This window comes from Sulfitobacter sp. GN1-4 (assembly GCF_055693825.1).
In genome coordinates, this window is record NZ_JBVFUQ010000003.1 from 3,665,781 (window position 1) to 3,691,004 (window position 25,224).

General features: G+C 59.7%; 28 protein-coding genes, 1 tRNA gene and 2 pseudogenes. 12 read left to right on the forward strand and 19 right to left on the reverse strand.

Annotated elements, in window-relative coordinates; translation table 11 throughout:
• The first annotated feature begins 70 nt into the window (after window positions 1–70).
• On the forward strand, window positions 71–730 hold the full coding sequence (locus ACZ1HM_RS18755; protein WP_472744131.1) for an HD domain-containing protein: 660 nt from the start codon (window positions 71–73) through the stop codon (window positions 728–730).
• A gap of 80 nt (window positions 731–810) precedes the next feature.
• Here the strand turns inward: ACZ1HM_RS18755 and nusG are convergent, their stop codons facing one another.
• Entirely contained in the window at window positions 811–1,344 is a 534-nt protein-coding gene (gene nusG / locus ACZ1HM_RS18760) for a transcription termination/antitermination protein NusG (RefSeq protein WP_472744132.1), read from the reverse strand.
• 35 nt (window positions 1,345–1,379) lie between these two features.
• Between nusG and ACZ1HM_RS18765 the strand changes: the two genes are divergently transcribed.
• Window positions 1,380–1,511: a hypothetical protein gene (locus ACZ1HM_RS18765; RefSeq protein ID WP_472744133.1), complete on the forward strand. Its 132-nt coding sequence runs from the start codon at window positions 1,380–1,382 to the stop codon at window positions 1,509–1,511.
• Window positions 1,512–1,538: 27 nt separating this feature from the next.
• Here ACZ1HM_RS18765 and secE read toward each other — a convergent pair whose 3' ends face one another.
• Both secE and ACZ1HM_RS18775 read right to left on the reverse strand, forming a co-directional pair.
• Window positions 1,539–1,730, reverse strand: coding sequence for a preprotein translocase subunit SecE (secE, locus tag ACZ1HM_RS18770; RefSeq protein ID WP_472744134.1), 192 nt, complete (start codon window positions 1,728–1,730; stop codon window positions 1,539–1,541).
• Between the two features lie 116 nt (window positions 1,731–1,846).
• Window positions 1,847–2,782: a hypothetical protein gene (locus ACZ1HM_RS18775; protein ID WP_472744135.1), complete on the reverse strand. Its 936-nt coding sequence runs from the start codon at window positions 2,780–2,782 to the stop codon at window positions 1,847–1,849.
• Between the two features lie 147 nt (window positions 2,783–2,929).
• On the opposite strand from ACZ1HM_RS18775, the gene ACZ1HM_RS18780 reads away from it, so the two are divergent.
• On the forward strand, window positions 2,930–3,442 hold the full coding sequence (locus tag ACZ1HM_RS18780) for a GNAT family N-acetyltransferase (protein ID WP_472744136.1): 513 nt from the start codon (window positions 2,930–2,932) through the stop codon (window positions 3,440–3,442).
• Window positions 3,443–3,460: 18 nt separating this feature from the next.
• Here the strand turns inward: ACZ1HM_RS18780 and ACZ1HM_RS18785 are convergent.
• The 3 genes from ACZ1HM_RS18785 to ACZ1HM_RS18795 form a co-directional block, all read right to left on the reverse strand.
• Window positions 3,461–3,536 (reverse strand) — tRNA-Trp (locus tag ACZ1HM_RS18785).
• A gap of 100 nt (window positions 3,537–3,636) precedes the next feature.
• Window positions 3,637–4,125, reverse strand: coding sequence for a hypothetical protein (locus ACZ1HM_RS18790; RefSeq protein WP_472744137.1), 489 nt, complete (start codon window positions 4,123–4,125; stop codon window positions 3,637–3,639).
• A 151-nt stretch (window positions 4,126–4,276) separates the two neighbouring features.
• Window positions 4,277–4,930, reverse strand: coding sequence for a CatB-related O-acetyltransferase (locus ACZ1HM_RS18795; protein WP_472744138.1), 654 nt, complete (start codon window positions 4,928–4,930; stop codon window positions 4,277–4,279).
• Between the two features lie 118 nt (window positions 4,931–5,048).
• Between ACZ1HM_RS18795 and ACZ1HM_RS18800 the strand changes: the two genes are divergently transcribed.
• Together ACZ1HM_RS18800 and ACZ1HM_RS18805 are read left to right on the forward strand one after the other, a co-directional pair.
• The gene (locus ACZ1HM_RS18800) at window positions 5,049–5,468 is read left to right on the forward strand and encodes a hypothetical protein (protein WP_472744139.1); all 420 of its coding nucleotides are present in this window, start codon (window positions 5,049–5,051) and stop codon (window positions 5,466–5,468) included.
• Window positions 5,465–6,151 carry an HTTM domain-containing protein gene (locus ACZ1HM_RS18805; protein ID WP_472744140.1) on the forward strand — a complete coding sequence of 229 codons (687 nt, stop codon included), beginning with the start codon at window positions 5,465–5,467 and terminating at the stop codon, window positions 6,149–6,151. Before ACZ1HM_RS18800 ends, ACZ1HM_RS18805 begins: the two co-directional genes overlap by 4 nt.
• A gap of 138 nt (window positions 6,152–6,289) precedes the next feature.
• On the opposite strand, the gene tuf is transcribed toward ACZ1HM_RS18805, so the two are convergent.
• From tuf to parC, 5 genes are all read right to left on the reverse strand, one after another.
• Window positions 6,290–7,465: an elongation factor Tu gene (gene tuf, locus ACZ1HM_RS18810; RefSeq protein WP_472744117.1), complete on the reverse strand. Its 1,176-nt coding sequence runs from the start codon at window positions 7,463–7,465 to the stop codon at window positions 6,290–6,292.
• Window positions 7,466–7,615: 150 nt separating this feature from the next.
• Window positions 7,616–8,182, reverse strand: coding sequence for a hypothetical protein (locus tag ACZ1HM_RS18815; protein ID WP_472744141.1), 567 nt, complete (start codon window positions 8,180–8,182; stop codon window positions 7,616–7,618).
• A gap of 85 nt (window positions 8,183–8,267) precedes the next feature.
• Window positions 8,268–9,341: a M48 family metallopeptidase gene (locus ACZ1HM_RS18820; RefSeq protein ID WP_472744142.1), complete on the reverse strand. Its 1,074-nt coding sequence runs from the start codon at window positions 9,339–9,341 to the stop codon at window positions 8,268–8,270.
• The gene (locus ACZ1HM_RS18825) at window positions 9,338–10,645 is read right to left on the reverse strand and encodes a DUF898 family protein (protein WP_472744143.1); all 1,308 of its coding nucleotides are present in this window, start codon (window positions 10,643–10,645) and stop codon (window positions 9,338–9,340) included. The genes ACZ1HM_RS18820 and ACZ1HM_RS18825 overlap by 4 nt, the downstream gene beginning before the upstream one ends.
• 66 nt (window positions 10,646–10,711) lie before the next feature.
• Entirely contained in the window at window positions 10,712–13,015 is a 2,304-nt protein-coding gene (parC, locus tag ACZ1HM_RS18830) for a DNA topoisomerase IV subunit A (RefSeq protein WP_472744144.1), read from the reverse strand.
• A gap of 197 nt (window positions 13,016–13,212) precedes the next feature.
• Between parC and ACZ1HM_RS18835 the strand changes: the two genes are divergently transcribed.
• The 6 genes and pseudogenes from ACZ1HM_RS18835 to ACZ1HM_RS18860 all read left to right on the forward strand — a co-directional run bounded on the left by ACZ1HM_RS18835 (window position 13,213) and on the right by ACZ1HM_RS18860 (window position 17,616).
• Complete coding sequence (locus ACZ1HM_RS18835) at window positions 13,213–13,869, forward strand: SH3 domain-containing protein (RefSeq protein WP_472744145.1); 657 nt, start codon at window positions 13,213–13,215, stop codon at window positions 13,867–13,869.
• Window positions 13,870–13,930: 61 nt separating this feature from the next.
• A pseudogene (locus tag ACZ1HM_RS18840) lies at window positions 13,931–14,763 on the forward strand (SDR family NAD(P)-dependent oxidoreductase).
• A 57-nt stretch (window positions 14,764–14,820) separates the two neighbouring features.
• Window positions 14,821–15,027: a twin transmembrane helix small protein gene (locus ACZ1HM_RS18845; RefSeq protein ID WP_472744146.1), complete on the forward strand. Its 207-nt coding sequence runs from the start codon at window positions 14,821–14,823 to the stop codon at window positions 15,025–15,027.
• Window positions 15,027–15,599, forward strand: coding sequence for a cob(I)yrinic acid a,c-diamide adenosyltransferase (locus tag ACZ1HM_RS18850; protein WP_472744147.1), 573 nt, complete (start codon window positions 15,027–15,029; stop codon window positions 15,597–15,599). The genes ACZ1HM_RS18845 and ACZ1HM_RS18850 overlap by 1 nt, the downstream gene beginning before the upstream one ends.
• 329 nt (window positions 15,600–15,928) lie before the next feature.
• Entirely contained in the window at window positions 15,929–16,687 is a 759-nt protein-coding gene (locus ACZ1HM_RS18855; protein WP_472744148.1) for an electron transfer flavoprotein subunit beta/FixA family protein, read from the forward strand.
• Window positions 16,687–17,616 (forward strand): electron transfer flavoprotein subunit alpha/FixB family protein, encoded by a 930-nt coding sequence (locus tag ACZ1HM_RS18860; RefSeq protein ID WP_472744149.1) that lies wholly within the window; start codon window positions 16,687–16,689, stop codon window positions 17,614–17,616. Before ACZ1HM_RS18855 ends, ACZ1HM_RS18860 begins: the two co-directional genes overlap by 1 nt.
• A 75-nt stretch (window positions 17,617–17,691) precedes the next feature.
• On the opposite strand, the gene ACZ1HM_RS18865 is transcribed toward ACZ1HM_RS18860, so the two are convergent.
• The gene (locus ACZ1HM_RS18865) at window positions 17,692–18,519 is read right to left on the reverse strand and encodes a DUF6473 family protein (protein WP_472744150.1); all 828 of its coding nucleotides are present in this window, start codon (window positions 18,517–18,519) and stop codon (window positions 17,692–17,694) included.
• Window positions 18,520–18,672: 153 nt separating this feature from the next.
• On the opposite strand from ACZ1HM_RS18865, the gene ACZ1HM_RS18870 reads away from it, so the two are divergent.
• Window positions 18,673–19,548 (forward strand): 3-hydroxybutyryl-CoA dehydrogenase, encoded by an 876-nt coding sequence (locus ACZ1HM_RS18870; RefSeq protein WP_472744151.1) that lies wholly within the window; start codon window positions 18,673–18,675, stop codon window positions 19,546–19,548.
• Between the two features lie 307 nt (window positions 19,549–19,855).
• On the opposite strand, the pseudogene ACZ1HM_RS18875 reads toward ACZ1HM_RS18870, so the two are convergent.
• From ACZ1HM_RS18875 to ACZ1HM_RS18905, 7 genes and pseudogenes are all read right to left on the reverse strand, one after another.
• Window positions 19,856–20,733: pseudogene (locus ACZ1HM_RS18875) on the reverse strand (lysophospholipid acyltransferase family protein).
• A 30-nt stretch (window positions 20,734–20,763) separates the two neighbouring features.
• Window positions 20,764–21,033, reverse strand: coding sequence for an HPr family phosphocarrier protein (locus ACZ1HM_RS18880; RefSeq protein WP_472744152.1), 270 nt, complete (start codon window positions 21,031–21,033; stop codon window positions 20,764–20,766).
• Between the two features lie 10 nt (window positions 21,034–21,043).
• Window positions 21,044–21,436 (reverse strand): PTS sugar transporter subunit IIA, encoded by a 393-nt coding sequence (locus ACZ1HM_RS18885; protein WP_472744153.1) that lies wholly within the window; start codon window positions 21,434–21,436, stop codon window positions 21,044–21,046.
• Window positions 21,433–22,347: an RNase adapter RapZ gene (gene rapZ, locus ACZ1HM_RS18890; RefSeq protein WP_472744154.1), complete on the reverse strand. Its 915-nt coding sequence runs from the start codon at window positions 22,345–22,347 to the stop codon at window positions 21,433–21,435. Before rapZ ends, ACZ1HM_RS18885 begins: the two co-directional genes overlap by 4 nt.
• Window positions 22,344–22,787 carry an HPr kinase/phosphorylase gene (locus tag ACZ1HM_RS18895; RefSeq protein WP_472744155.1) on the reverse strand — a complete coding sequence of 148 codons (444 nt, stop codon included), beginning with the start codon at window positions 22,785–22,787 and terminating at the stop codon, window positions 22,344–22,346. Before ACZ1HM_RS18895 ends, rapZ begins: the two co-directional genes overlap by 4 nt.
• A 4-nt stretch (window positions 22,788–22,791) precedes the next feature.
• Window positions 22,792–24,480 (reverse strand): sensor N-terminal transmembrane domain-containing protein, encoded by a 1,689-nt coding sequence (locus ACZ1HM_RS18900; protein ID WP_472744156.1) that lies wholly within the window; start codon window positions 24,478–24,480, stop codon window positions 22,792–22,794.
• A 32-nt stretch (window positions 24,481–24,512) separates the two neighbouring features.
• Window positions 24,513–25,214 (reverse strand): response regulator transcription factor, encoded by a 702-nt coding sequence (locus tag ACZ1HM_RS18905; protein ID WP_472744157.1) that lies wholly within the window; start codon window positions 25,212–25,214, stop codon window positions 24,513–24,515.
• Window positions 25,215–25,224 lie beyond the last annotated feature (10 nt).

The following is a 25,224-nucleotide window of genomic DNA, read 5'->3' on the forward strand; positions in this document are numbered from 1 at the left end:
GACAAACCCACCAAAGGCCACCCCCGACAACGGCGTTGATCTGTGCGGCACCAGCCCGCATACCTGTTTCATGACAGACCCCCTCACGCAGTTCAGCCCTTTTGAAACCCTCGCCGCTGCACTTTTGCCGGGCAGTGCGGCGGGCCCCACTGACACCGCGCATGATCTGTCCCACATCCTTCGGGTCTGGCAGAATGTCCGCACCATCGCAGCAACCGAAGGCGGCGATCTGCGCACGCTTGTGGCGGCCACGATCCTGCATGATTGCGTCAACCTGCCGAAAGACGCGCCCGACCGGCAACTTGCCTCGCGGCTCTCTGCCCGCCACGCGCGGGATGTCTTGCACCAACAGGGGGCCGAGCAGGCGTTTACCGATCAGGTTGCCCATGCCATCGAGGCCCACAGCTTTTCCGCAGGCATCCCACCCGAAACGCTGGAAGCGCGGATCCTGCAAGACGCTGACCGCCTCGATGCCTTGGGCCATGTAGGCATCGCGCGCTGCTTTGCTGTGTCGGGCAGTTTGGGGCGCGCGCTTTATGACCCGGCGGACCCGGCTGCGCAGAACCGCACGCTGGATGATGCATCTTTTGCCATCGACCATTTCAAGACCAAACTGCTGGGGCTGAAAGACGGGTTCCAAACGCCAACGGGGCGCCAGCTGGCGCAGGCCCGCCACGACGTGATCGCGCGGTTTTATGAGGGTTTGTTGGCAGAGGTTGGCGGGGCTTAGACGCACGCGTCCGTTGAATGAAAAAAGGTGCGCTGTGAAAGCGCACCCTACGGTTTTTGCGGTGGTGACGTTTGTGAGGTTCAGCCCTGCTTGATCACCTGAGTATATTCCAGCTCAACTGGTGTTTCGCGGCCAAAGATGGATACAGACACTTTCAAGCGCTGGTTCTCATCGTCGACCTCTTCGATCATGCCGTCAAAGTCTTCGAACGGACCGTCGCCAACTTTAACCTTCTCGCCCACTTCAAAGTGGATCAGCGTGCGCGGCGCGTCTTCGCCTTCCTGCACGCGGCCCAGGATACCCTGCACCTCAGCGTCCCGCATGGGCATCGGACGGCCCTGTGGGCCCAAAAAGCCGGTGACCCGGTTGATGGAATTGATCAGGTGATAGCCTTGGTCAGACATCTCCATATGCACCAGCACATACCCGGGCATAAAGCGACGTTCTGCTGTCACCTTCTTGCCGCGACGCACCTCGATCACCTCTTCGGTGGGCACCAGCACTTCGTCGATCTGATCCTCAAGACCCTGCTCTTCCACGGTCTGGCGGATTTGCTCTGCGATCTTTTTCTCAAAGTTGGACAGGACACTGACTGAATACCAACGCTTTGCCATCTGACCTTTGATCCCTGTCTTGAAGCGGCAGCGCCATGCGCCGCGAAATCCATTTCGAAAACCTGATAAAAAAAGGGCGCGCGGGCTCGATTCGCCGCACGCCTTATCAGACTAGAATTGCTGATTATCCGCAGTCGTTGTGGGATTCAAGCCTGCCGGGTGAATAATAGCGTGCAAGCTGGGCCAAACGGGCGTTAGCCAAAGATCCCAAGAATGCCGTTCAGACCGCCACGGATCAGGATATCAACAACCGCAAAGAACACCGCTGTCAGCGCTGACAGGATAAACACCATGACAGAGGTCAGCATGACCTCACGCCGCGTGGGCCAAACAACCTTACCGACCTCAGCACGCACCTGCTGGATAAACTGGAGTGGATTGGTCATTGCCTAAAGCGTCCCTTTGCCAACTGCTGCCCAGGCCATGCTGCCTGCGCTGCCAAGCGATGTAGCCGCTGCTGACAAAGGTTTCAAGCCTGCAGGGCCCTTCCGGGCCCCGCCTTTCACGCCTCGCCTTCCTGGATGCCGGACAAGCGACGACTCATCGCCTCATCATGGCGTTTGTCCGCTGTGGCCAGTTCGCCAAAGTCAGGCAGATAGAGCCCGTCCACGGTGCCTTCTGGAAAGCGGTCAAGGAAGGCATCCCACTTCACGGCGAACTGTTCCATCCGGCCAAGCAGGACTTCGGCATGAGCGGGACGCAGGCGGGCGTACCATTGGCCCAGCCCCATCGCCCGGCGCCAGAAGCCGTCATAGCCCAAGACGATAAAGACAGCCAAGAACAACGCCAGAGCCATCAACAGCGCCCCAACAATTAATCCAGGCCGGAAGATCGCCAGCGCTGCCAGCGCGGCATAAACGTAATGGCGGGGCTTGGGACGAAACCCAAAGGGCATGCGCCCTGCCCGTTTTTGCCCTGCACCTGCGGGTACGCTGCCTTGGGCCTGCGGCTTTTTCACAGGCTCCACGCCAAAAGGCACCTGCGCGGCGGACATCTCCGCCGCTTTCAGCGCCGCGGCAAAGGCTGCCGCATCATCGACCGGACCGGCAAGCTCCGCCGCCTTTGGCGTGTCCGTCACTGCGTCCGCAAATTGCGCATCCTCTGGCGCGCCATACGCATGCTGCGGGCCTGCGGCCCGTGGCGCATCATCGACCTCAGGCACAGCAACCTCAAAGCGCGTGACCTGCGCAGGCGGTACGCGCGGTGCCTCATCGGCCAAATCCTCCAACGGAAAAGGCGCGCCCATCTGCGGCGGCTGCGCCGCAACGGCATCCCTGAGCGGCGCGGCAGCGCGCGGCACATGGCTAGTTTCAGGGGCTGGCTCAGAACCGCCGCCCAGTAGATTGCGAATGGCATTCATGGACTGTGAATCAAGTTCACCGTCCTCTGTTAATACGGCAGCATCATCTGGCCGCGCAGATTTCAACTCTTGTGGCATAGACATCTCATTTTCCCAGGCCTCCTGCCTACCAGGGCATTCTGGCACCGGCGGGGCGGCTAGATGGCCAAAATGTGGCAGAACCCAGGTTTGCTGCACGCGCCAAGACAAGGTAGTGAACGCCAGGCAGACGCCATGGAACGCGCAATGACCCAACACACCTTACGCACAGCGCAGCTTTTGATGGTGCCGGTCACCCAGGCCGATGCGCCACATTTTGCGCGCGTCATGGCGGGGCCTGACATGGCAACATACTCGGCCCTGCCAACGCGCCCCAGCGAAATGGATGCGTTTCATTTTATCAACGGCCAGGTTGAGCTGATCGCCTCCGCCAACGGCTTTGCCTGGAGCCTGCGTCAGAACGGTGAGGTCATCGGTTTTCTAAGGCTGATCTTTGGGCAGCAACGGCGTGAGCGCGCATCGCTCAGCTATGAAATCGCGCAGCCCCACTGGGGCCAGGGCTTGGCAACCCAAGCGGTTGAGGCCGCCTGCCGCCATGCCTTTGCCACCCTGCAGATTGAAGCCATCTATGCGCAGGTCTCAACCGCGCATCTTGCAAGCCAAAAGGTATTGGAGAAAACCGGTTTTGCGCCACTGCCTGCCGGAGCCGCGCATGGCCCAGCCAAACGCCGATACCGGAGCGTCAAACCCGAGCAATAAATACAGTGGATGGAAGTCTGGCAGGGGCTGAGGGACTCGAACCCACGACCCTCGGTTTTGGAGACCGATGCTCTACCAACTGAGCTAAACCCCTATGCCGTGGCGTTGGGTAGTCGCAAAAGCGCCCGCAATCAAGAGCAGATCGCCGCAAGACGGCAACTTTTGACAATTGCGCGGCCCAATGCCGCCTCAGGCTATTGCCGGATCAAGGTCGCGCGAATTTCACGCTCCGGCGCCCCGTTGCGCACCCGCAAGAACACCAGATCCAGGCCTTCTTCCACCAAGGTGCGGTGGAATTCCTGAATCTCATATTCACCAACTTCGTTGATAAAGAGCGAATAGACGGAAAACGTATCGCCCTCGACCCGCGCCCAGACAAACGGCTCACCCGCCATGGGGTTCAACGGCACCGCCTTGCCAAAGAGGTTAGACTTCATCGCGGCCTGATAGATATTGTCCCGCTCACTGGGCAAGAACTCAATCGTATAAGTCTTTTCCTTGGTCCGCCCGTCGCTTTTGTACGTCACCGACGTCCAAGTGATAGTGAACCCCTTGCGGCTGCTCTCAATCGTGGTGCTCAAATCCCGCTTCTGGGTTTCGCCGTTCACCTCAAATTCGGTTTGCCCGGCATAGCTGCCTTCAAAACGGTCGATCACCGACGCCCAAAGGGCGGCAGGCATCATCAGCATCAAGCTCAGGAAAAGAGGGGTGAAAAATTTGCGTAAATAAATCATGCGCCCAAAGTAGCGCGTCGCAGCACATTTGTCAGCAGGAATGCATGCCCCAGCCACTGGCCTGCGGGGCACCAGCATATGTCCGCCAATTTCCAGCAGGCTAGGTCGGTGCAGCGGCTTCCAATGCGCTGATGTCACCGCCTGCAATCAATGCCTCATTGGCGATGATCCGCGCGATGGGCCAATCCCACCAGGCCAGGCGGTTCAACCGCTCCGCCTCATCGCGCGTAAAGCGGGACCGCAAGGCGCGCGCCGGATTGCCGCCGACAATCGTGTAATCGGGCACATGCCCGGCAACAACCGCCCCCGCGCCTACGATCACCCCGTTTCCAAGGCGGGCACCGGGCAGGATCTTGGCCCCCTGCCCCAGCCAGACATCGTGACCAATAACAGTATCTTGCCCGCCCTCCGGCAAAGAGGGCCGCCCCGCCTGCCCGCCATCATCAAAGATCGCAAATGGATAGGAGGAGATACCGTCGTAGCGGTGATTGGCAGAAGCGGTGACAAAGGTCACCCCGTCGGCGATTTGGCAGAACTTACCAATCACCAACCGCTCCGGGCTGAAATCGAAAAGGTAGGGGGCCAGCCGCGCGGCCCAATCCTCGGGCGGCTCAAACGCGCTGGCATAGGTATACTCCCCGACTGTCATGCGAGGATGATCCACTGCGGGCCGCAAAAACACCGTGCCTTGAAACGCCCCGCCCTCAGGCCGCTTTATGGGGTGAACCTCATCCGGATTGGCAAAGACCGGCATCTTATCCCCCTCTTGCTGCCCTGCGCCTCGATCATATCGGCGCGGCAGGCAAAGCGAAATGGGCCACAGGGCTGAATTCCTTAACCAAGGCTAAACGCCGAAACACTACATCCCCCACATGGTGCGTACCTTCGGCTTGCTCTTGCCGGCCCTGATCCCGTCATGGGCCTTTTTCAAAGCGGTGGAACCCTCCCCCCGGGTGCAGTGGCGTTTTGTGCCGGGCGACGAGACCTGGCATGAGTTCCGCCCAAGGCCGCAGCACCTGTCAGGCTTGGCGATCTTCAAACGGCTGTTCTGGAACCCACGGTGGAATGAAACACTCTATATGGTCAGCCTGGCCGAACGGCTGACCCTCGCCCCGTCGGCGCACAGCCTGGCTGAGATCCAGCGGATCCTGACGCAAGACGTGGCAGGCAAGGCCCCCGCAGGCGCACAGCTGCAGTTCCGTCTGATGTTTGTCCACCGTCAGGGGGCAGGCTTGTCCGAGACCGAAACCTACCGCTCTGATCCCTGGCAGATGGATGGGCCGGCATCATGACGCTCGACGCAGCCCTGCGCCTGAGCGAAGTTTTGATGGCGCTGGCTTTCATGCACCAAAGCGCTGAGCATCTGGCCACAACCGCGCGCGACCGGGTGCTTTTTGGCCTGCGGTTTCTGTGTGCCGCCGCCCTGCTTTATGCCCCATCGGCAACCTTTGCGCTGCTGGCCCTTGCGGCCATCAGTCTGGTGATGCTCAACCGGTTTCAGGGCCCCTATAACGGCGGCAGCGATAAAATGAGCTTGCTGATCCTATGGTGTCTGCTGGGTGCCGCCCTTGTGCCCACGGATTTCGTCAAAGAGGTGCTGTTTGGCTATCTCGCCCTGCAACTTACCCTGTCTTATTTCATCTCAGGACGGGTCAAAATCACCAACCCCAGCTGGCGCAGCGGGCAGGCGTTGCAGGACGTCTTTGCCTACTCCGCCTATCCGGTCAGCGAGGCGCTGCGCAGCTTTGCGGATCGGCCACAGTTAATGCAGGCGATGTCCTGGGCGGTGATCCTGTTTGAGCTGATGTTCCCGCTGGCCTTGCTGCATCCTACGGCATTGATCCTGGCGCTGGGGGTCGCGGCGCTGTTTCATCTGGCAAACGCCTGCCTTTTTGGGTTGAACCGGTTCTTCTGGATATGGCTTGTGGCCTACCCATCGTTGATCTGGTTTCAGGCCCGCATTTTCGGCGGCTAACCTCTGCGTGGATCCCGATCTCTTTAAAGAGATCGCGCCGAACCCTTTAAAGGGTTCGGCCCCCACCAAACGCCAAAGGCCGCCCCGAGGGGCGGCCTTTGCTTTTCGTCTGTGCTGAACGCTCAGCGCATTCGCAAATTACTCAGTAATTTTGGACACAACGCCCGCGCCAACCGTGCGGCCGCCTTCGCGGATCGCAAAGCGCAGGCCCTGCTCCATCGCGATCGGTGCGATCAGCTCAACGTCGAACTTCAGGTTGTCGCCTGGCATCACCATCTCGGTGCCCTCGGGCAGCTGAACGGTGCCGGTCACATCCGTCGTACGGAAGTAGAACTGCGGACGGTAGTTCGCAAAGAACGGCGTGTGACGGCCACCCTCTTCCTTGGTCAGGATATAGGCCTCGGCCTCGAACTTGGTGTGTGGTGTCACGGAACCTGGCTTACACAGCACCTGGCCACGCTCAACGCCGTCACGGTCAACACCACGCAGCAGCGCGCCGATGTTGTCGCCCGCTTCACCGCGGTCCAGCAGCTTGCGGAACATTTCAACGCCTGTGCAGGTCGTCTTGGCCGTGTCGCGGATGCCCACGATCTCGATCTCGTCGCCCACGTTGATCACGCCGCGCTCAACACGACCGGTCACAACTGTACCGCGGCCAGAGATGGAGAACACGTCTTCCACTGGCATCAGGAACGGCTGATCTACCGCACGCTCAGGCGTTGGGATGTAGTCGTCCACAGCCGCCATCAGCTCTTTGATCTTCTCTTCGCCGATCTCAGGGTTGTTGCCTTCCATCGCTGCCAGCGCAGAGCCTGCAACGATTGGAATGTCATCGCCTGGGTAGTCGTAGGAAGACAGCAGCTCGCGGATTTCCATTTCCACCAGCTCCAGCAGCTCTTCGTCGTCAACCTGGTCCACTTTGTTCATGAACACGACCATCTTTGGGATGCCAACCTGGCGGCCCAGCAGAATGTGCTCACGGGTCTGTGGCATCGGGCCGTCAGCCGCGTTCACCACCAGGATCGCGCCGTCCATCTGCGCCGCACCGGTGATCATGTTCTTGACGTAGTCCGCGTGGCCGGGGCAGTCGACGTGCGCGTAGTGACGTGCCTCGGTCTCATATTCCACGTGCGCGGTGGAGATGGTGATGCCGCGGGCTTTCTCTTCGGGCGCGCCGTCGATCTGGTCGTAGGCTTTGAAGTCACCAAAGTACTTCGTGATCGCCGCCGTCAGCGTCGTCTTGCCGTGGTCAACGTGACCAATCGTGCCGATGTTAACGTGCGGTTTCGTGCGTTCAAACTTTTCCTTTGCCATGCGTGTAGCACCCTTTTCAAATTGAGAGGCCACCTGGGCCCGGACGTATTTTTGGCGCCAGACCTGCGTCTGACGCCGTTTATGGCGCGCGATGTATTGAACCTTGGCGACAAAATCAAGCGGGTTTCGAACCCATGCCGCCCATCGGGCTTACTCGGTCGTGGCGGCGACTGTGGCAGTGCCGTTAAACCACCCGTTTTCCTTATTTTGTTTGACCAAATAGTTCTCAATCTGCTTGGCCGCGTTCTGTGCCAGGTTCTTGAGCTGCTCTTCAGCTGACTTGGTATAGCCTGAGCCGATGATCGCCCCCTGATCAAACGATTCAATCACCGTGATCTGATGCGGTTCGGCGTTCAGCTTGGCATTCTTTTCATCATCCCAGACCGTGACATTGATGATCAACACGGACTTTGGCGAAAACACAATCGGCACGCCCGGCACGGCAAGATTATAGCCCTCAATGCTCATCCCAAAGTGATAGTCACGCCCGCCGTTATAGCGGCCAAAGCGTTCTTCTGTGGCGTCGGTCATCGCTTTCATCAGCTGTTCTTCGCTGGCTTCCCGGCTCAGCGGACCTTTGGCCGCTTTCGATGCCACGGCGATGTTGTGCACCAGGTTGAAATCCCCCAACGGCACTGGCGCTTCATTCAAATCGCGCGCGCCATTACAGGCGGCCAGCATCACAATGCTCATCAAAACAGCCATCACGCGCATCATCGGTCGCTCTCCCCTGGGATCGGTTGTCCGTTTCGGATACCTCAGCACCCTCGCGGGCGCAATCCATTGCCGCAGCCTGCAGGCCCTAGCGGCAAATCGCCTGCAACGCCGCCCAATCGGCATCGGGCATCGACGCGCTGTAAAGGCGCGCGGCGTCCACCTCGGCACGGGCTGCCGCAATGCGTTGCCCCAAGCCCGGATGGGTCAGAAAATGCGCGATCACACCTTCCCGGTCGCCGTGTTCCGCGCGCAGCGTCTCAAACAGATCGCCCAGCGCGCCGGGGTTGATGTCAGCCTGCGCCAACATCTCGTGGGCAAAGGCATCCGCCGCCGTCTCAGCCGCCTGCGAATACTGCGCCGAAATCAGCCTTTCGGCCAGAAACAGCACCGCCGCACCGCCTGCAAAATCCCCGAACAGCAGGCCCAGAATGCCGATGGAGCCCGCAGATCGCAACGCGTGGCGCGTGGGATCCCGGCTGATCACATGGCCGATCTCATGGGCCAGGACGGCCGTCACCTCATCAGGGCCCTCCGCCGCCTCAATCAACCCCCGAAACAGCACGACATAGCCACCAGGCAGGGCAAAGGCGTTGACCATCTCATGATCCAGCACCGATACCTGCAGGGTTTGGCGCAACGCCCGTTCCCCGCTTAACCGCGCGACCAGCCGGTCCAATGCGGCGACACCGGCGGGCGCTTCGCAAATCTCGAGCGGGTTCAGCCCGGTCTCATCCAAGGCTTCGCGGATCTGGCCATAGGTCGCGGCCCCCAGCGCCCGCTCTCCTGCCGGGGGGATAAAGCCCGCCAGGTTATCTGCCAGCAATGGAATCAGCACAAAGATCTGCAGCGCCACCGCCCCAATGGCCGCAACAGCCCAGACCGCAAGCCTGCCCCGCCCCTTTGGCGGCGCGGGCCGGTCCAGCGCCGGCAGGCGGGCCAGCAGATCCGCATCATCAACAAGCAACCGGGCAAGCGGATCAGCGGTCCGGCGCAGCAACACACCGCCCTGGCCTGCCATATCCCCCACCCGCCGCACCTGCGCGGCGGGCCAGCGCATGGTCTCACCATCCGCCAGCGCAATGACCAGCATCTCGCCCTCTACTGTTGCAATGGCGGCGCGTGGCTCTGGCCGGTCCCCGTCAAAGAACACCGCACTCATATCGCGGCCCCCAAATCCAGCGCTTCGGCAAAACCTTCGGCCTCTGCAAAAGCGTCCCGCTCACGCTGGCTGATCAAGGCCAAACCTACCGTGACCGGCAACGTTGTTGTCACCGCCATGTGGCGCATCAAGGGGAAGGTGACGAAGGTGTGATAGAGCACACCCCAAAGCAAAAAGAACGCCAGATAGACCACAGCCAAAAACGCAAACGACACCCAACGCGGCAGGTCCGTGAAAGTGTTCGCCCCAGGTGCTTCAGCCAGAAACAGCAGGCTGTCGCTGTAGATAAACGCCGCCAGAACAATCATCGCCAAAACGCCCAGCGCCAACATCAGGTAGGCGATGAAGTTGCCCAGCACATAGATCATCGTCACCCGCACACCGCTGAGCGCAGAGGAAAATTGCACCCCTGAGGCGATTTTGTGATTGGCCATGATCTTTTTGCTGACCCACCGGTAATAAATCCCGCCAAAGAGCAACCCAGCCATGGCCAGCGGGATCAGCAAAAGCCGCACCGGCCTGTCGGTGCCGATCTGCAAAGCCGCGTCTGTCAGCAGTGCCTCCACCGCATCGGCAAAGGCGGCACCATCCTCAATGCCTTCGGGAAACACCGGTGCCACGCCCAACATCCAAATCAGCGCGGCCCCAAGCCCAACCAACGCCGCGACAAAGGGCCAGGCGGCGCGGTAAAGCATCGTCCACCGCCCGCCCTGGTGCAGCCGGGCAGAGCCAAAGAACGTGCGATCCGTTTTATATTTCTCAAGCAGGAAGGTCATGCGCGGCCACAGCACGCCCAGCGTCACTATCGTCAGCGCCCAATACCACAACGCCCGCCAGGCATAGCCCCAGGCCCCCTTTTCCAGCCCAAACCGCACCGCCCGCCAACGGCTGCGGGCCAGAACATAGCGCCGGGCGCGGTAGCGGGCATAAAACCACAGCGGGATCACACCGGCAAAACTGGCCAGATACCCGATGACAGATGAGCTGAAGACCGAGAAGCTGACAAACATCAGCAACAGGTTCAGGATGCCGATGTAGAACGTCAGGATCACAACGGCGATGAAAAAGCCCAGCAGCTTTTCAACCGGGTCCCCCACGTATTCCAGTGGATGCCCCGCAGGACGTATCGCAGACCAATAGTACCGACGCAGTCGGGTCTTCATCCAGAACCGGTAAAACCCCAACGTCAGGATGGTGAAAAACCCGGTCTTCAGCGCCAGCCAAAACAGGGCACCGCGCCGGCCAGTAAATTCAACGGCGATCCCGTTCTCTGCTGCCGGGGGATGTGGTGCGGGGTCAGGCACGGGCGCAGGCGCTGCCCCCAGGGGCCGGTGGTGACTGAGCTGCCGCTCATCCGCCCCTGCCCCGGTTCAAGTGAACTTGTTTTCACGCGGGAACCCGCGCGGGGCCATCCGGCCCGCCGACGCCCGCTTGCCCGTCCACTCCGCCAGCGCAACCTCTGTCCGGGTCCGGCCTGCGGGGTCCAACCAGCTTAGCCCGTCAGCCAGGGTAAAGGTGGTGGCATCCGACAGCCCGCCGTCTTTGTATTTCTGCAACCGCACACCCTTGCCGCGCCCCATCTCTGGCAATTCGTCCAGCGGGAACACCAGCACCTTGCGGTTCTCCCCCACGGTCGCAACGGTGTCACCGCTGACAGCCCGGCACACCAACGCCTGCACATCGCCGCGCACGTTCAGCACCTGTTTACCGCTGCGGGTCTGTGCCACCACATCATTCTCAGAGACGATAAACCCGTCCCCCGCCGTGGAGGCCACCAACAGCTTGCGGTCCGGTTGGTGAATAAACAGCGAGACGATCTGCACCTCATTGGGCAAATCCACCATCAAGCGCAGCGGCTCACCCATGCCGCGCCCACCCGGCAGATTGGCTGCTGACAGAGTGTAGAAACGCCCGTTTGAGCCAAAGACCAACAGCCGGTCCGTCGTTTCCGCGTGAAAGATAAAACGCGGACCGTCGCCGTCCTTGAACTTAAGCTCGCGGGCCAGATCAATGTGCCCGGTCATCGCCCGGATCCAGCCCATTTGCGAACAAACCACCGTAATTGGCTCACGATCAATCATGGCCTCCAGCGGGACATCCTCAATCTCGCCCGCCTCAGCAAAGGTCGTGCGGCGCGCGCCGCCGTCCCAGTCTTTGCCAAATTGCTTTTTGGTGGCCTTCAGCTGATCCGTGATGGCCTGCCACTGCAGATCGCTGCTTTCTAGCAGATCCTCCAGACCAGCCCGTTCTTCCATCAGCTCTGATTGCTCGCGCAGCAACTCAAGCTCTTCCAGCCGCCGCAAACTGCGCAGGCGCATATTGAGAATCGCATCGACCTGCACCTCAGACAGCTCGCCCTCTCCTGCGGCGGGCGAGACATAGTCCTTTTCGTCCATCGCGCGCACATGGGTCTTGCCCCAATCTTCGCGCATCAAGGCGGCCTTTGGATCATCGTCATAGCGGATGATGTCGATCACACGGTCCAGGTTCAGGAAGGCGACGATAAAGCCTTCCAATACTTCCAACCGGTGGTCGATCTTTTCCATCCGGTGCTCGGACCGGCGCAGCAGAACTTCGCGGCGGTGATCGAGGAAAGCGCGCAGCACTTCCTTCATCGAACAGACCTTGGGCGTTACTCCATCAATCAACACATTCATGTTGAGCGAAAACCGCACCTCAAGATCAGAGTTGCGATAGAGCATCCCCATCAGCACCTCAGGGTCCACGTTCTTGGAACGCGGCTCAAGGATCATGCGCACGTCTTCGGCGCTTTCGTCGCGCACATCCGCCAGGATCGGGATCTTTTTGGTTTGAATGGCCTCGGCGATCTTTTCAATCAGCTTGGATTTCTGAACCTGATAAGGGATCTCCGTGATCACGATCTGCCACTGGCCCCGGCCCAGATCCTCAACCTCCCAACGACACCGCAGGCGGAAGCCACCTTTACCCGTGCGGTAAGCCTGCGCGATGTTCTCTTGCGGCTCAACGATGATGCCGCCTGTGGGGAAATCCGGGCCCGGCACGAAATTCAGCAGCGTGTCTTCGCGGCAATCGGGGACTTTGATCATGTGGATGCAGGCATCACACAGCTCTGCAATGTTGTGTGGCGGGATGTTTGTGGCCATGCCCACCGCAATCCCGGACGACCCATTGGCCAAAAGGTTTGGGAACTGTGCAGGCAGCACCGCAGGTTCGGTCAGCGTGCCGTCGTAGTTTTCACGAAAATCAACGGCATTCTCGTTCAGACCGTCCAGCATCGCCTCAGCCACGGCGGTCATCCGCGCCTCAGTATAGCGGCTGGCGGCAGGGTTATCGCCGTCGATGTTGCCAAAGTTGCCCTGCCCGTCGACCAGCGGGTAGCGGACGTTGAAATCCTGCGCCAGACGCGCCATCGCATCATAAATCGCCGCATCGCCATGCGGGTGATAGTTGCCCATCACATCGCCGCTGATCTTGGCGGATTTACGAAAACCGCCCGCCGAGCTGAGCCGCAATTCGCGCATCGCATAAAGGATACGCCGGTGGACCGGCTTTAACCCGTCGCGCGCATCTGGCAGCGCGCGGTGCATGATCGTGCTGAGCGCATAGGTCAGATACCGCTCACCCAACGCACGGCGCAGCGGTTCAGACACATTATGCGGGTCGGTCTCAGAGGGGTCGGTGACGTCAGACATACCAGATGGTGTAGCCCCCACTGCCCGGACCGGCAAGCAGTTGGTGGCGTCTTTCGGTGCTGCGCTGCGGCAAGAACGCCACGGGGAGCGGAATTCGACAATTCCCCGATTAACGCGGCCATTAACCCTGATAATGACCCCGACAACAGAGGTTTCGTGGTAAACTTCGAAGAATCGTGATGAGGGACGTAACGATCATGCGTTTTATTTTTGTATCCTTCGCGTTCATGGCTTGGGCGTTCTATGAAATGAGCGGCGGTGCCGCGTTTGACCCGGAGGCGGTCAAGACGGCAAAGATGCAAGCCTATGAGGCTGAGCGCGCCGCGGACGCTGCTGAAGCTGAGGCGACGGTCACCCGTGCGGCCACCACCACACCGGTTGTTGTGGCCGAGGCGCCCAAAGTGGTTGTGGACACCGATCCACCTGCGCTGAACGATTTTACCCCCGTGGCGCTGAACCTGACCTCCGCAGACGAGGTATTGGAGGAAACCAAAGAAGCGGTTCTGACAGCAGCGCCTGAGGCAGATGCAGATACCGACGCAGTCCCTCAGAACGTCAGCCTGGTCAGCGCCAGCGCCGACACCCCCGCCATCATCCCCAGCCTGATCCAGCCCTCAACGACAGTTGACGAAAGCACGCTGACCAGCCTGAACACCGTCGACATTCGTCGGGTGTCGGGCAACCGGGTGAACGTGCGCGGCGGCCCCGGCACCAGCTTTGGCGTGGTCGCCAGCCTTGTACGCGGTGCCGAAGTAATGGTGCTGGAAGACAACGGCGCAGGCTGGGTGCGCTTTGAAACCATCGATGGCCGCACCAACGGCTGGATGGCAGATTTCCTGCTGACCGGCGGCTGACAGCCCCCTTGCCTTCGCTGCACTGACACGCAAAAAGACCTCCAACCAGGAGGTCTTTCCGCTGTCAAACTCATCCAAATCCATCCTGATCACCGGTGCCTCAAGCGGCATCGGATATCACGCGGCCCAAACGCTCAAAGCGCGCGGCTGGCGTGTCTTTGCCTCTTGCCGCAAACCAGAAGACTGCGCGCGACTGCAAGCCGAAGGCTTTGACGCCCCGCTTCTTGATTACCAAGACGGGGCCACCCTCCAAAACGCCGTCGATGAGGTTCTGACGGCCACGGGCGGGCAGTTGGACGCGCTTTTTAACAACGGGGCCTATGCCATTCCCGGTGCCATCGAAGACCTGCCAACGGACGCGCTGCGTACCATCTTTGAGGCGAACTTTTTCGGCTGGCACACGCTGACCCGCGCGGTGCTGCCGGTGATGCGCGCCCAGGGCCATGGCCGGATCGTGCAATGTTCATCCGTGCTGGGCCTTGTCGCCATGCCGTGGCGCGGGGCGTATAACGCCACGAAATTTGCGCTCGAAGGTTATTCGGACACGCTTCGGTTGGAAATGCAGGACACGCCGATCAAGATCATCCAGATTGAACCTGGTCCCATCACATCTGAATTCCGGCGCAACTCCATCGCGCAGTTTGAAAAGTGGATAGACTGGGCCAACGCCCCCGTGCCGCAGAATATGAGGCCACCTTGCGCCCGCGTCTCTACGCCTCCGTCAAAAAGGACCCGTTTGAACTGGGCCCGGAGGCCGTGACCGCCAAGCTGATCCACGCCTTAGACAGCCCCAAACCAAAGCCGCGCTACTACGTGACGACGCCCACCTATATCGCGGGTTTCCTGCGCCGGATCCTGCCCACCCGTGGCCTCGATTGGGTTGCAAACCGCTAAGCCCTTGCAGTCTGGGATCGCCCCGCTACATCTGCGCACAAACGTAAAGGGACACACATGGCCGACGATCCACTGTTTATCTTTATCCTTCTGGCGCTCTTGGCCGTGGTGATCATCTTGATGACCGGCCTTGGGGGGTTTGCCTCGGGCGGCGCATTCAACAAGAAAAACTCAAACAAACTCATGCGGATGCGGATCATCGCGCAGTTTGTCGCGGTGGTCATGATCGTTGGCTACATTTGGTTCAAAGGGGGCGTGGGCTGATGGTAGTCCTGAATAAAATCTACACCAAAACCGGTGATGCCGGCACAACCGCATTGGGTAACGGGGACAGGGTGGTCAAACACGACGTCCGCGTCGCAGCATACGGCACAGCGGATGAGTTGAACTGCTTTGTCGGTGTTGCCCGGCTTGAAGCGACCGAAGAAACGGATGCAGCGCTCTCTCGGATCCAGAACGATCTGTTCGATCTGGGTGCGGATCTGTGCCGCCCCGATATGGCCGCCGACGCCGAGGCGGAGTATCCGCCCCTGCGCATGTCTGAGGCTCAGGTTTCTCGGCTGGAGGCTGAGATTGACGTGATGAACGGCGCGCTCGAGCCTTTGCGCAGTTTCATCTTGCCCGGCGGCACCCGCCTTGCTGCGCATCTGCACGTCTGCCGCACCGTGGCACGGCGAGCCGAACGGCTAGCGGTGGAGTTGGCCCGCGCCGAAGACACCAACGCCGCTGCCGTCACGTACCTGAACCGGCTGAGCGATTGGTTCTTTGTCGCCGCCCGCGTGGCCAACAATGGCGGTAAGGACGATGTCCTTTGGGTGCCAGGTGCCAACCGCTGACCCAATCCCTACTTAAGGGTTAAATTCCGCGCAGCTGGCTGATTCTAAACGAAAACCCACCTGTGTCCCCGCGGGGACACGGGCCAAACTGGGTGCTTCCTGCAGGCCAAGACGTCAGGCATCACCGGCTCAGGCCATCCTCACCCGCCAAGGGTTTTCAAAATTTCCGATAATATCCCGTTCGCGCTAACGGCGGGCTGGACGTGACGTTCTACCACATAAATCGGACGATTTTGCCCTGTTTTAGGGCATCCGAACGTTATATGACGCAAAAGATTGCATTGGAGAATCCGGGAACCCCGGGGCCATACTCAAGGAGAAAAACGCTCATGAAGGTGCTTGTACCTGTCAAACGCGTGATTGACTACAACGTGAAAGTACGTGTGAAAGCGGACGGATCGGGGGTTGATCTCGCAAACGTTAAAATGTCCATGAACCCGTTTGACGAAATTTCCGTCGAACAGGCGATCCGCCTCAAAGAAGCGGGTCAGGCAGACGAAGTCGTCGCCGTATCCATCGGCGTCAAGCAAAGCCAGGAAACACTCCGCACCGCACTCGCCATGGGTGCTGACCGCGCGATCCTTGTTGTCGCCACCGATGACGTGCACAACGACATTGAGCCACTGACCGTTGCCAAAATCCTCAAAGGGATCGTGGACGAAGAACAGCCTGGCCTCGTGCTCTGCGGTAAGCAGTCCATCGACAACGACATGAACGCCACCGGTCAGATGCTGTCAGCGCTGATGGGCTGGTCCCAGGCAACCTTCGCCTCCGAAGTTGAGATCGCGGGCGACAAAGCAAAGGTCACACGCGAAGTCGACGGCGGCCTGCAGACCATTGAGGTCTCCATGCCGACGGTTATCACCGTTGACCTGCGCCTGAATGAGCCACGCTATGCGTCGCTGCCCAACATCATGAAGGCCAAGAAAAAGCCTTTGGACGAAAAGACACCTGCCGATTACGGCGTGGACGTCGCCAACCGCCTGGAAATCGTCAAAACCGAAGAGCCTGCCGAACGTGCCGCAGGTGAAATGGTTGCTGATGTTGATACGCTGGTTGCGAAGCTTAAAGAAAAGGGAGTTGTGTAATGGCTGTTCTTCTTCTTGCAGAAGTAAACGATGGCGAACTGGCGATGGACGCCACAGCCAAGGCCGTGACCGCGGCCAAGCAGCTGGGTGACGTGACCGTTCTGGCCGCAGGCGGCTCTGCCGCTGCTGCGGGTGAAGCGGCGGCCAAAATCGACGGCGTGAGCAAAGTGCTCGTGGCCGAAGATGCCTCATTGGGTCACCGCATGGCGGAATCCACCGCAGCACTCATCGTGTCTTTGGCCGGTGACTATGATCACATCGTGGCCCCAGCGACCACCGACGCCAAGAACGTGATGCCCCGTGTGGCAGCCCTGCTTGACGTGATGGTGATCTCTGACGCCTCCGGCGTTGTCGATGCGGACACGTTTGAGCGTCCGATCTATGCGGGCAACGCGATCCAGACCGTGAAATCCACCGACGCCAAAAAGGTTGTCACCTTCCGTACCGCGACATTCGACGCGGCTGGTGAAGGCGGCTCTGCCTCTGTGGAAACCATCAGCGCTGCTGCGGATCCTGCCCTGTCTTCCTGGGTGGAAGACAAGGTTGCCGCAAGCGACCGCCCCGAGCTGACCTCCGCCGGTGTGGTGGTCTCTGGTGGCCGCGGCGTTGGCTCCGAAGAGGACTTTGCGCTGATCGAAAAGCTGGCTGACAAACTGGGTGCCGCTGTTGGCGCGTCCCGCGCGGCTGTGGACTCTGGTTATGCGCCCAACGACTGGCAGGTCGGTCAGACCGGTAAGGTCGTGGCTCCTGACCTCTATGTCGCCGTCGGCATTTCCGGCGCGATCCAGCACCTGGCGGGCATGAAGGACTCCAAAGTCATCGTGGCCATCAACAAAGACGAAGAAGCACCGATCTTCCAGGTTGCCGACTACGGCCTGGTCGCTGACCTCTTTGACGCTGTGCCAGAGCTGATGGAAAAGCTGGGCTAACACCCCTTTCAGAGATGAGGAAAAGGCCCGCCACCACGGCGGGCCTTTTTCATTTAGTACACAAGACGCTTCGCCTCAGAGGGTTGCAAGCACCTCTGCCAAGGCATCCACAACCTCTTGATGCGCGGCTGGCCCCAAGATCTCAGCCGCGGCCAGCGCGTCCAGCTCTCCGAACACCATTCCCTCGGTACCCGCATCAACCGCCGCATGAGAGGCCACAACCTCCAACACAGCCGTGGCGAGGGGCCGGATCTCTTCAATCATATCCCGTGACACAAACAGTGGATCAGGGCCCAATCCCTGAGCCGAAACAGCCGCGTCATCCACTGCGCGGGTGGAAAGCCACAACAGAACCGTCTTGCCCTTAATCTGGCGCAGCATCAGTTTCATCCGGGCCAGCCACGCCGCCCGCAGTTCCTGCAACACCGTATCAAACCGGTCTTCTGACGTGCTCTGCAGACTGCTCAGCATGTGTTTATTGAAGTGAAATTCAGAAAAATCCACTTCACGGTAGATGGTTTGCAACAGGCTGGACGCTTCCACGAACCGGTCATTGCGGCGCGGATGGACTGAATAAAACCGATTGGTCATGTTGGCCGCGCCCAGGATTTGCACAACGGTGACATCGGCCTTTGAAGACGCTTCCAACACAAAAGGATCTTGCGCAAAAACATCAATGCCCGCGTTCAACTGACCCAGGTTCAGACAGGTGGTGCCCAGCCTGTCCTCCAGCAACGCAGGAAAGGGATGTTCGATGAACTTTCCATAGGTTTCCGTGCCGCCGATAAACGCGATATATGGCGCATCCAAAGACCGCTTAGGCCCCCGAAACAACAACCGCGAAACGCCGTACCGACACGGCAAATAATCCAAGGGCCCCGGCCCAAGCACGTCATAAGACATAAAACCCACCTCTCATTACCCACCTCGCACTATTCCCATCGGCCCTTGCGATTCGCTTAATGGATGAATTTGCACAAGATTTTCCACAAGACCCGCCCTTGCGGCCCGCCCCACCCTGCCCGTAGTCTGGGACATGTTACGAAAGGGCGCGGCATGGATATTCAGAAAATCGGGATCGTAGGCGCAGGTCAGATGGGCAACGGCATTGCACATGTGATGGCGCTGGCCGGATATGACGTGACGATGACCGATGTCAGCACAGAGGCCTTGCAAAACGCGATCACCCTGATCGAAGGCAATATGGCGCGGCAGGTCGGACGCGGCAAAATCGCCGAAGACGACATGACCGCAGCACTGAAACGCATTGCGCCCACGACAGAGTTGAAAGAACTGGGCCCCAGCGATCTGATCATCGAGGCCGCAACGGAGCGAGAGACGGTCAAACAGGCGATTTTTGAAGACCTGCTGCCGCATATCAAACCGCAGACGATCCTGACCTCCAACACCTCCTCCATCTCAATCACCCGGCTGGCCAGCCGCACGGATCGGCCCGAGAAATTCATGGGGTTCCATTTCATGAACCCGGTCCCCGTGATGAAACTGGTGGAGCTGATCCGCGGGATCGCCACGGATGAAGAAACCTATGCCGCCTGCAAGGCAGTGGTGGACCGATTGGGCAAAACCGCCGCGAGTGCTGAGGATTTTCCCGCCTTCATCGTGAACCGCATTCTGATGCCAATGATCAACGAGGCCGTCTATACGCTGTATGAAGGGGTCGGGAACGTGCAATCCATCGACAGCTCAATGAAACTAGGCGCAAACCACCCGATGGGCCCCCTGGAGCTGGCCGATTTCATCGGGCTCGACACCTGTTTGGCAATCATGAACGTGCTGCACGATGGTTTGGCAGACACCAAATACCGCCCCTGCCCATTGCTGACGAAATACGTCGAAGCCGGTTGGCTGGGGCGCAAAACGCAACGTGGGTTTTATGACTACCGCGGGGACATGCCCGTGCCGACGCGGTAGGCGCACCCCACAAGAACTGCAGCCAAGACGTGAATGCGGAATTAAGTTTTAGTGGAAAGATGAAGCGACCCCGTGGTCCTTTAACGACGAAGCTCAGCCTGTGTTGCCAGCGTCGAATTGTGCGGAGCAGAACCGCTCAACCTCGTCTGAGATAAAAAACTGCGGTGGCTTTTTGGTTCTCACCAAGACGTCACCTCAACCACGCCCTCAAGATGGCGCGAAACCTCGGCTTCATCTTTCCAATAAAACTCAAAAAAAACAGCGGTCCTGGATGCCGCCATCCGCGTTCAATCAGATCGAAATGGACTTAGTCCTTCAACCCAATCGTATGGGCACGTAGCCAGGCCATGAACTTGCGTGGCTCATCGGCGCGGGCGTCAATTTCGCTTTGTGGGATAGGGTGGCCAACAATCGGGCCTTGGGGTTTGTTGCAGGTCTTGACGATCTCATGGATAAGTAGGCCCTGGCGCAGCATCGGGCTGACCTGATTGGCAATCTGATAAAGACGGCTGTTTTGGCCCGGAAAAAAGATCGGCAGGACGGTCGCGCCTGACCGGCGGATCATCTTGGCGGTAAAGACATTCCATTCGCCCTCAATGGCCGGGCCCCACCAGCTGTCGGAATGGGCCACCCCCCAGAGGGGAAGAGCGCCACGACACCGCCGTCTTTCAGGTGAGCCATGGCTTTGGCGCGCATCTCAACCCCTTTGCGCTGCGCGTCGGGGTCATGCGGAAACGGCACAGGGATCATGTAGCTGCCTGCGGCCTGGTCGATTGAGGTCAGCAGCGAACGGGTCAGGATGCGGTAATCGGGCCGAACGCGGCCAATCAAATCGGCAAAGATCATCCCATCGACCAACCCGTGGGGGTGGTTGGCAACCACGATCACCGGGCCCTCTTTGGGGATGCGCTGCAATTGTTCTTCGGGGGTTGTCAGATCAATCCCCATCACATCCAACGCGCCGCGCCAGAAGGCCTGCCCCGAAGGGGCACCGGCGCGTTCAAACTTGCGCACCATCCGCAAGATCTTGAGCTTGCCGGTAAGCAGTTCCATCACGCTGATAAAGCCCGCTTTCCAAGGGTCCTGGAAGGTAGAGGCATAGGACAGGCTGCGGCGATCGTATTTCATCGGCGCATCATCGGTGGCGCCGGTCGTGCCAGAGATTGATTGTGTCTCGTCCACCATGGCCCCCCCGGGTCCGTTAGCGTGCAGGCGTCAGAAGCCTTCTCCAAACTTGTCCGCGACCAGCGCACCCAGTGCTTCGGCCAGCGCCTCTGCATCCGGTCCAGAGGTTTGCACGTCAATAGTGCTTCCCTTTGCAGCTGCCAACATCAAAAGCCCCATGATGCTGTCACCTGATGCAGACATGCCATCCTTGCTGACCTCAGCGCGCGCGTCAAAAGCTTCCACAACTTCGACCAATTTGGCAGAGGCCCGCGCATGCAGGCCCTTTTCGTTTACGATCTGGAGGGACACTTGGGTCATTGAGGGGCCTTTAGCTGACGCTGATATTCTGACTGTCGATGTATTTCTTGCCCGCCTCTAACGCCGCGCGCACCGCGTCAGGGACATCCAGTTCACGCGACTTGGCCAGTTTGATCAACATCGGCAAATTCGCCCCATAAAGGATCCGGCGGTTTTCGGGCTGGCAGGCACGCAGCGAGAGGTTGGAGGGCGAGCCGCCAAAAAGATCGGTGACCACAACAACACCAGCGCCTTGGTCCACATCGTCGGCGGCCTGGCAAATCTCTTGCTGTTTGGCATCGCGGTCGTGGTCGGCTTGGATCGCAATCGCGCGCACACCGTGCTGTGAGCCCACGACATGTTCAATGGCGGCGAGGTATTCTCGCGCCAGTCCGCCATGTGCCACGATCACAATCCCGATCACGAATGTGCCTTACCCTGTTGCTGGCTCTCCAGCTCGCGGTGTCTAATTGACACCTGCCAGCCCTGCTCTGCAAGCCGCAAAGCGTGTGCTTCGGCCAGAGTAACCGAACGATGCCGCCCGCCGGTACAGCCAAATGCGATAGTCACGTTGGATTTTCCCTCTTCGCGAAAGGCGGGAAGCAGCAGTTTGCTCATCTCAAAAACCTGATCGGCGAAGGGGGCAAAACGGGCATCTTCAGCGACATAGGCCGCCACGCGGGGGTCTTGGCCGGTGGCCGCGCGCAGATCCGGGTCCCAGTGCGGGTTGCGCAGGAAACGACAGTCAAACACCATATCCACCGACCGGGGCAGGCCGCGTTTGTAGGAAAAGGACTGAACCGAGAGGCTCAGATGATGCTGGCCGCCTGGTGCGAACCACAGCTCTACTTCAGCGCGCAGATCGTGGATGGTGAGCGGAGAGGTGTCGATCAAAACATTAGCGCGGGCACGCAGGGGGGCCAGCAGCTCTTGTTCGCGCGCGATGCCCACGTGTGGGGCTGCTCCTTCGGCCATCGGATGGCGGCGGCGGGTTTCGGAAAAACGGCGCAGCAACACATCAGGCGTACAATCAAGAAACAGCAGCTCAACCGACAGCTGGGGGGCCTGCGAGAGCCGGTCCAGCGCATCCAACACGCCATCGGTTGAGAAATCGCGGGTGCGGGCATCAATCCCCAGCGCAAGCGGGCGGGTGGCATCATCGCCTTCCAAAAGCTGCGGCAACAACCGCAGCGGCAGGTTGTCGATGCCTTCGAATCCGGCGTCTTCCAGCACATTCAGCGCGGTGGAGCGCCCGGCGCCAGACGGGCCCGTCACCAGCACCACACGGCGTTTGCCAGTGGTTTTATCGGTAGTGGACGTGGGCGTTTCGGTCATGCCCCCGGACCTAACATCGCTTTGAGCGAAAGCAAGACGGCAGCGGCGAAATGGGGGCTGGGGGCGGCCCGAAGACACGGAAAGGTGATCCCAAGCAGATCATAGCTATGCGCCTCAGGCAGGCGTTTGGGCTCTTGCCGAGACAGATCAACAACCAAGGCAAGCCGGGCTTGATCTGTGGTAGGGGCGCGCAGCAGGCCCACGCCGCGTGCTTCGATCAGGCCGGTGATGGTTTTAGGTGCCGTGGCAACAACATGGTCCGCGTGCCGGGTGAGTTCGGTCTGATCGTCTGAGACAAGGTCGCAACCATATGCGATGAGGTTCAACGCAAGGGACGATTTGCCAGCGCCCGAAGGCCCAATGATCAATGCGGCGTGGTCCTGAAGGCTCACACAGGTGGCATGGATACGTTCAAAGGAAGGAGGCGCGTCTGGCGGCACCGGCTTAGAGCGGCAGACCCACAACGAAGCGGGCGCCAAGCGGGTCGGAGGTGATGTCAGCCTCAGTGGGGCGGATGTTTTCCGCCCAGATCACGCCGCCATGCGCTTCAACAATCTGTTTGGAGATCGCCAGACCCAGACCGGAGTTATTGCCAAAATGCTCTTCGGGGCGCTGTGAGTAGAAGCGTTTGAAGATTTTGGCCAGCGCCTGTTCGGGGATACCCGGACCGGTGTCTTCGACCACCACCAAGACACGATTGTCGCGCTTGCGTGCCCAGACGCGGATCGCATCGCCCTCTTCGCAGAAGGAAATTGCATTGGTGATCAGGTTCACAAAGACCTGCGCAAGGCGCGCTTCCAACCCGTGGACGTGGATAGGCTGCTGCGGCAGGTCGGTAATGAAATCAATGCCTTTGCCCTTGGCATCCTCGCCCAGGTACTGGCCGAGGTTGGACACCATGTTGAGCAGATCGAACTGTTCTTCTTCTTCTTTGACCAGCTCGGAATCAAGCCGCGAAGCGTTGGAGATATCGCTGACCAAACGGTCCAGGCGACGCACGTCGTGGTCGATCACATCCAGAAGCTTTTCGCGCTGGTCTTCGCGTTTGACCATCCGCAGCGTGCCCACTGCCGAGCGGAGTGAGGCCAGCGGGTTCTTGATTTCATGGGCAACGTCAGCCGCGAATTGTTCGTTGCCATCAATGCGGTTGTAAAGCGCTGAAACCATGCCGCGCAGCGCGCCTGACAGGCGGCCAATCTCATCGGGGCGCGCGGTCAGATCGGGGATACGAATGCGGCCCGGGTTCATCTTGCGCGCGTTCTTGTCGCGGCCCAGCTCAGCCGCGGAGGCAAGATCAGACAGCGGGTTGGCGATGGTTGAGGCCAGCACGAGGCTGAGACCGATGGAGACCAGCGTGGCGATGACAAACATCTGCAGGACGCGTTCACGTTCCTGTCGGACCAATTTGTCAATCTCACCCGCGGCGGATGCGATGGCGACAACGCCGACACGGTTTGCCCCCTGCTCAATCGGGGTCATGACCGTAAAGAGCGTGGCCCCTGCGGCATCAATGGTGTTCTCAGTCCGGGTCCCCGCAGACAGGCTGTCGGCGACATAGGGTTTGAACTGCTCAGACAAAGGTGCAGCGGGTTCGGCATCTGCCCGGCCAAAAGGCACGGAGAGTTTGTCCCAGATCCAGCTTAGACCATCGGTAAGCAATGTCCGGTTGCCGGTGTCGGACATGCTTTCTGACAGGCCACCTTTGGTCTGTGCCACCAGATTGGCGGCAGGATCGTAGACAAAGACATCAATCCCGGTGCGCAGATCAATCGCCGCCAAGGTGGCGTTCAAATCGACCCCATCGCCGGTGGCAAGGCTGACGGGCGCACCTACGGGCAATTTAGCCTCAATCACATTCGCGATCAGCTCAGCCTCAGACACCAGCGCCGTGGCGCGCTGAACTGCGTGAGAATCCCGCGAGGAGTTGAGATACAAAATGCCCGCGACAAGAACGTTGAGCGCGATCAGATTGAAGGTAATGATCTTGCGGGTCAGCGGCGAGCCACGCAGCGAGAAAAGCCCGCGGCGTTCACGACGCACGCGCAGCTCATCGGGTGCTGCATTGTCCGGGGCGACCCAATCATCGCCCAGAACAACGTCACCGTCCCGCGTGGGTGTGCTCGTATCCCGCACTACGTTCCTTTCACAATGGCTCTGCGGCCATTCTATTCTTCGTTATATCTGTACCCGATCCCATACAGCGTCTCAATTGCGGAGAATTCATCATCCGCGGTGCGCATCTTCTTGCGCAGACGTTTGATGTGGCTGTCGATCGTCCGGTCATCAACGTAGACCTGATCGTCATAGGCGACATCCATCAGCTGATCGCGCGATTTCACGAAACCCGGGCGCTGCGCCAATGCCTGCAACAGCAGGAATTCGGTGACTGTCAGGGACACATCTTTGCCCTTCCAGCTGACCGCGTGGCGCAAGGGATCCATCCGCAGATCGCCGCGTTCCATCACCTTGGTCTCTTCCGTTTCGCCCACCTGTCCGGTGTCCACGGCATCCTGACGGCGCAAAAGCGCGCGGATGCGTTCCACCAACAAGCGCTGGCTAAACGGTTTTTTGACGTAGTCATCCGCGCCCATACGCAGACCCAGCACCTCGTCGATCTCATCATCCTTGGAGGTGAGGAAGATGACGGGCATCGCTGTTTTCTGACGCAGACGCTGCAACAGATCCATGCCGTCCATGCGGGGCATCTTGATGTCCAACACGGCCATGTCTGGAAGTTTCTTGTTAAACGCGTCGAGGGCCGCCTGGCCGTCATTATATGTCTCGACCTCGAAGCCTTCTGCTTCTAGAGTCATCGAGACCGACGTCAGGATATTCCTGTCGTCGTCCACCAAAGCAATTTTTGACATCGCCTGTTTC

Excerpts from the sequence above, each read along its gene's own strand:
- ACZ1HM_RS18755 (WP_472744131.1), top strand. The coding sequence starts at position 71 with ATGACAGACCCCCTCACGCAGTTCAGCCCTTTTGAAACCCTCGCCGCT.
- nusG (WP_472744132.1), bottom strand. The coding sequence starts at position 1,344 with ATGGCAAAGCGTTGGTATTCAGTCAGTGTCCTGTCCAACTTTGAGAAA.
- ACZ1HM_RS18765 (WP_472744133.1), top strand. The coding sequence starts at position 1,380 with ATGCGCCGCGAAATCCATTTCGAAAACCTGATAAAAAAAGGGCGCGCG.
- secE (WP_472744134.1), bottom strand. The coding sequence starts at position 1,730 with ATGACCAATCCACTCCAGTTTATCCAGCAGGTGCGTGCTGAGGTCGGT.
- ACZ1HM_RS18775 (WP_472744135.1), bottom strand. The coding sequence starts at position 2,782 with ATGCCACAAGAGTTGAAATCTGCGCGGCCAGATGATGCTGCCGTATTA.
- ACZ1HM_RS18780 (WP_472744136.1), top strand. The coding sequence starts at position 2,930 with ATGACCCAACACACCTTACGCACAGCGCAGCTTTTGATGGTGCCGGTC.
- ACZ1HM_RS18790 (WP_472744137.1), bottom strand. The coding sequence starts at position 4,125 with ATGATGCCTGCCGCCCTTTGGGCGTCGGTGATCGACCGTTTTGAAGGC.
- ACZ1HM_RS18795 (WP_472744138.1), bottom strand. The coding sequence starts at position 4,930 with ATGCCGGTCTTTGCCAATCCGGATGAGGTTCACCCCATAAAGCGGCCT.
- ACZ1HM_RS18800 (WP_472744139.1), top strand. The coding sequence starts at position 5,049 with ATGGTGCGTACCTTCGGCTTGCTCTTGCCGGCCCTGATCCCGTCATGG.
- ACZ1HM_RS18805 (WP_472744140.1), top strand. The coding sequence starts at position 5,465 with ATGACGCTCGACGCAGCCCTGCGCCTGAGCGAAGTTTTGATGGCGCTG.
- tuf (WP_472744117.1), bottom strand. The coding sequence starts at position 7,465 with ATGGCAAAGGAAAAGTTTGAACGCACGAAACCGCACGTTAACATCGGC.
- ACZ1HM_RS18815 (WP_472744141.1), bottom strand. The coding sequence starts at position 8,182 with ATGATGCGCGTGATGGCTGTTTTGATGAGCATTGTGATGCTGGCCGCC.
- ACZ1HM_RS18820 (WP_472744142.1), bottom strand. The coding sequence starts at position 9,341 with ATGAGTGCGGTGTTCTTTGACGGGGACCGGCCAGAGCCACGCGCCGCC.
- parC (WP_472744144.1), bottom strand. The coding sequence starts at position 13,015 with ATGTCTGACGTCACCGACCCCTCTGAGACCGACCCGCATAATGTGTCT.
- ACZ1HM_RS18835 (WP_472744145.1), top strand. The coding sequence starts at position 13,213 with ATGCGTTTTATTTTTGTATCCTTCGCGTTCATGGCTTGGGCGTTCTAT.
- ACZ1HM_RS18845 (WP_472744146.1), top strand. The coding sequence starts at position 14,821 with ATGGCCGACGATCCACTGTTTATCTTTATCCTTCTGGCGCTCTTGGCC.
- ACZ1HM_RS18850 (WP_472744147.1), top strand. The coding sequence starts at position 15,027 with ATGGTAGTCCTGAATAAAATCTACACCAAAACCGGTGATGCCGGCACA.
- ACZ1HM_RS18855 (WP_472744148.1), top strand. The coding sequence starts at position 15,929 with ATGAAGGTGCTTGTACCTGTCAAACGCGTGATTGACTACAACGTGAAA.
- ACZ1HM_RS18860 (WP_472744149.1), top strand. The coding sequence starts at position 16,687 with ATGGCTGTTCTTCTTCTTGCAGAAGTAAACGATGGCGAACTGGCGATG.
- ACZ1HM_RS18865 (WP_472744150.1), bottom strand. The coding sequence starts at position 18,519 with ATGTCTTATGACGTGCTTGGGCCGGGGCCCTTGGATTATTTGCCGTGT.
- ACZ1HM_RS18870 (WP_472744151.1), top strand. The coding sequence starts at position 18,673 with ATGGATATTCAGAAAATCGGGATCGTAGGCGCAGGTCAGATGGGCAAC.
- ACZ1HM_RS18880 (WP_472744152.1), bottom strand. The coding sequence starts at position 21,033 with ATGACCCAAGTGTCCCTCCAGATCGTAAACGAAAAGGGCCTGCATGCG.
- rapZ (WP_472744154.1), bottom strand. The coding sequence starts at position 22,347 with ATGACCGAAACGCCCACGTCCACTACCGATAAAACCACTGGCAAACGC.
- ACZ1HM_RS18905 (WP_472744157.1), bottom strand. The coding sequence starts at position 25,214 with ATGTCAAAAATTGCTTTGGTGGACGACGACAGGAATATCCTGACGTCG.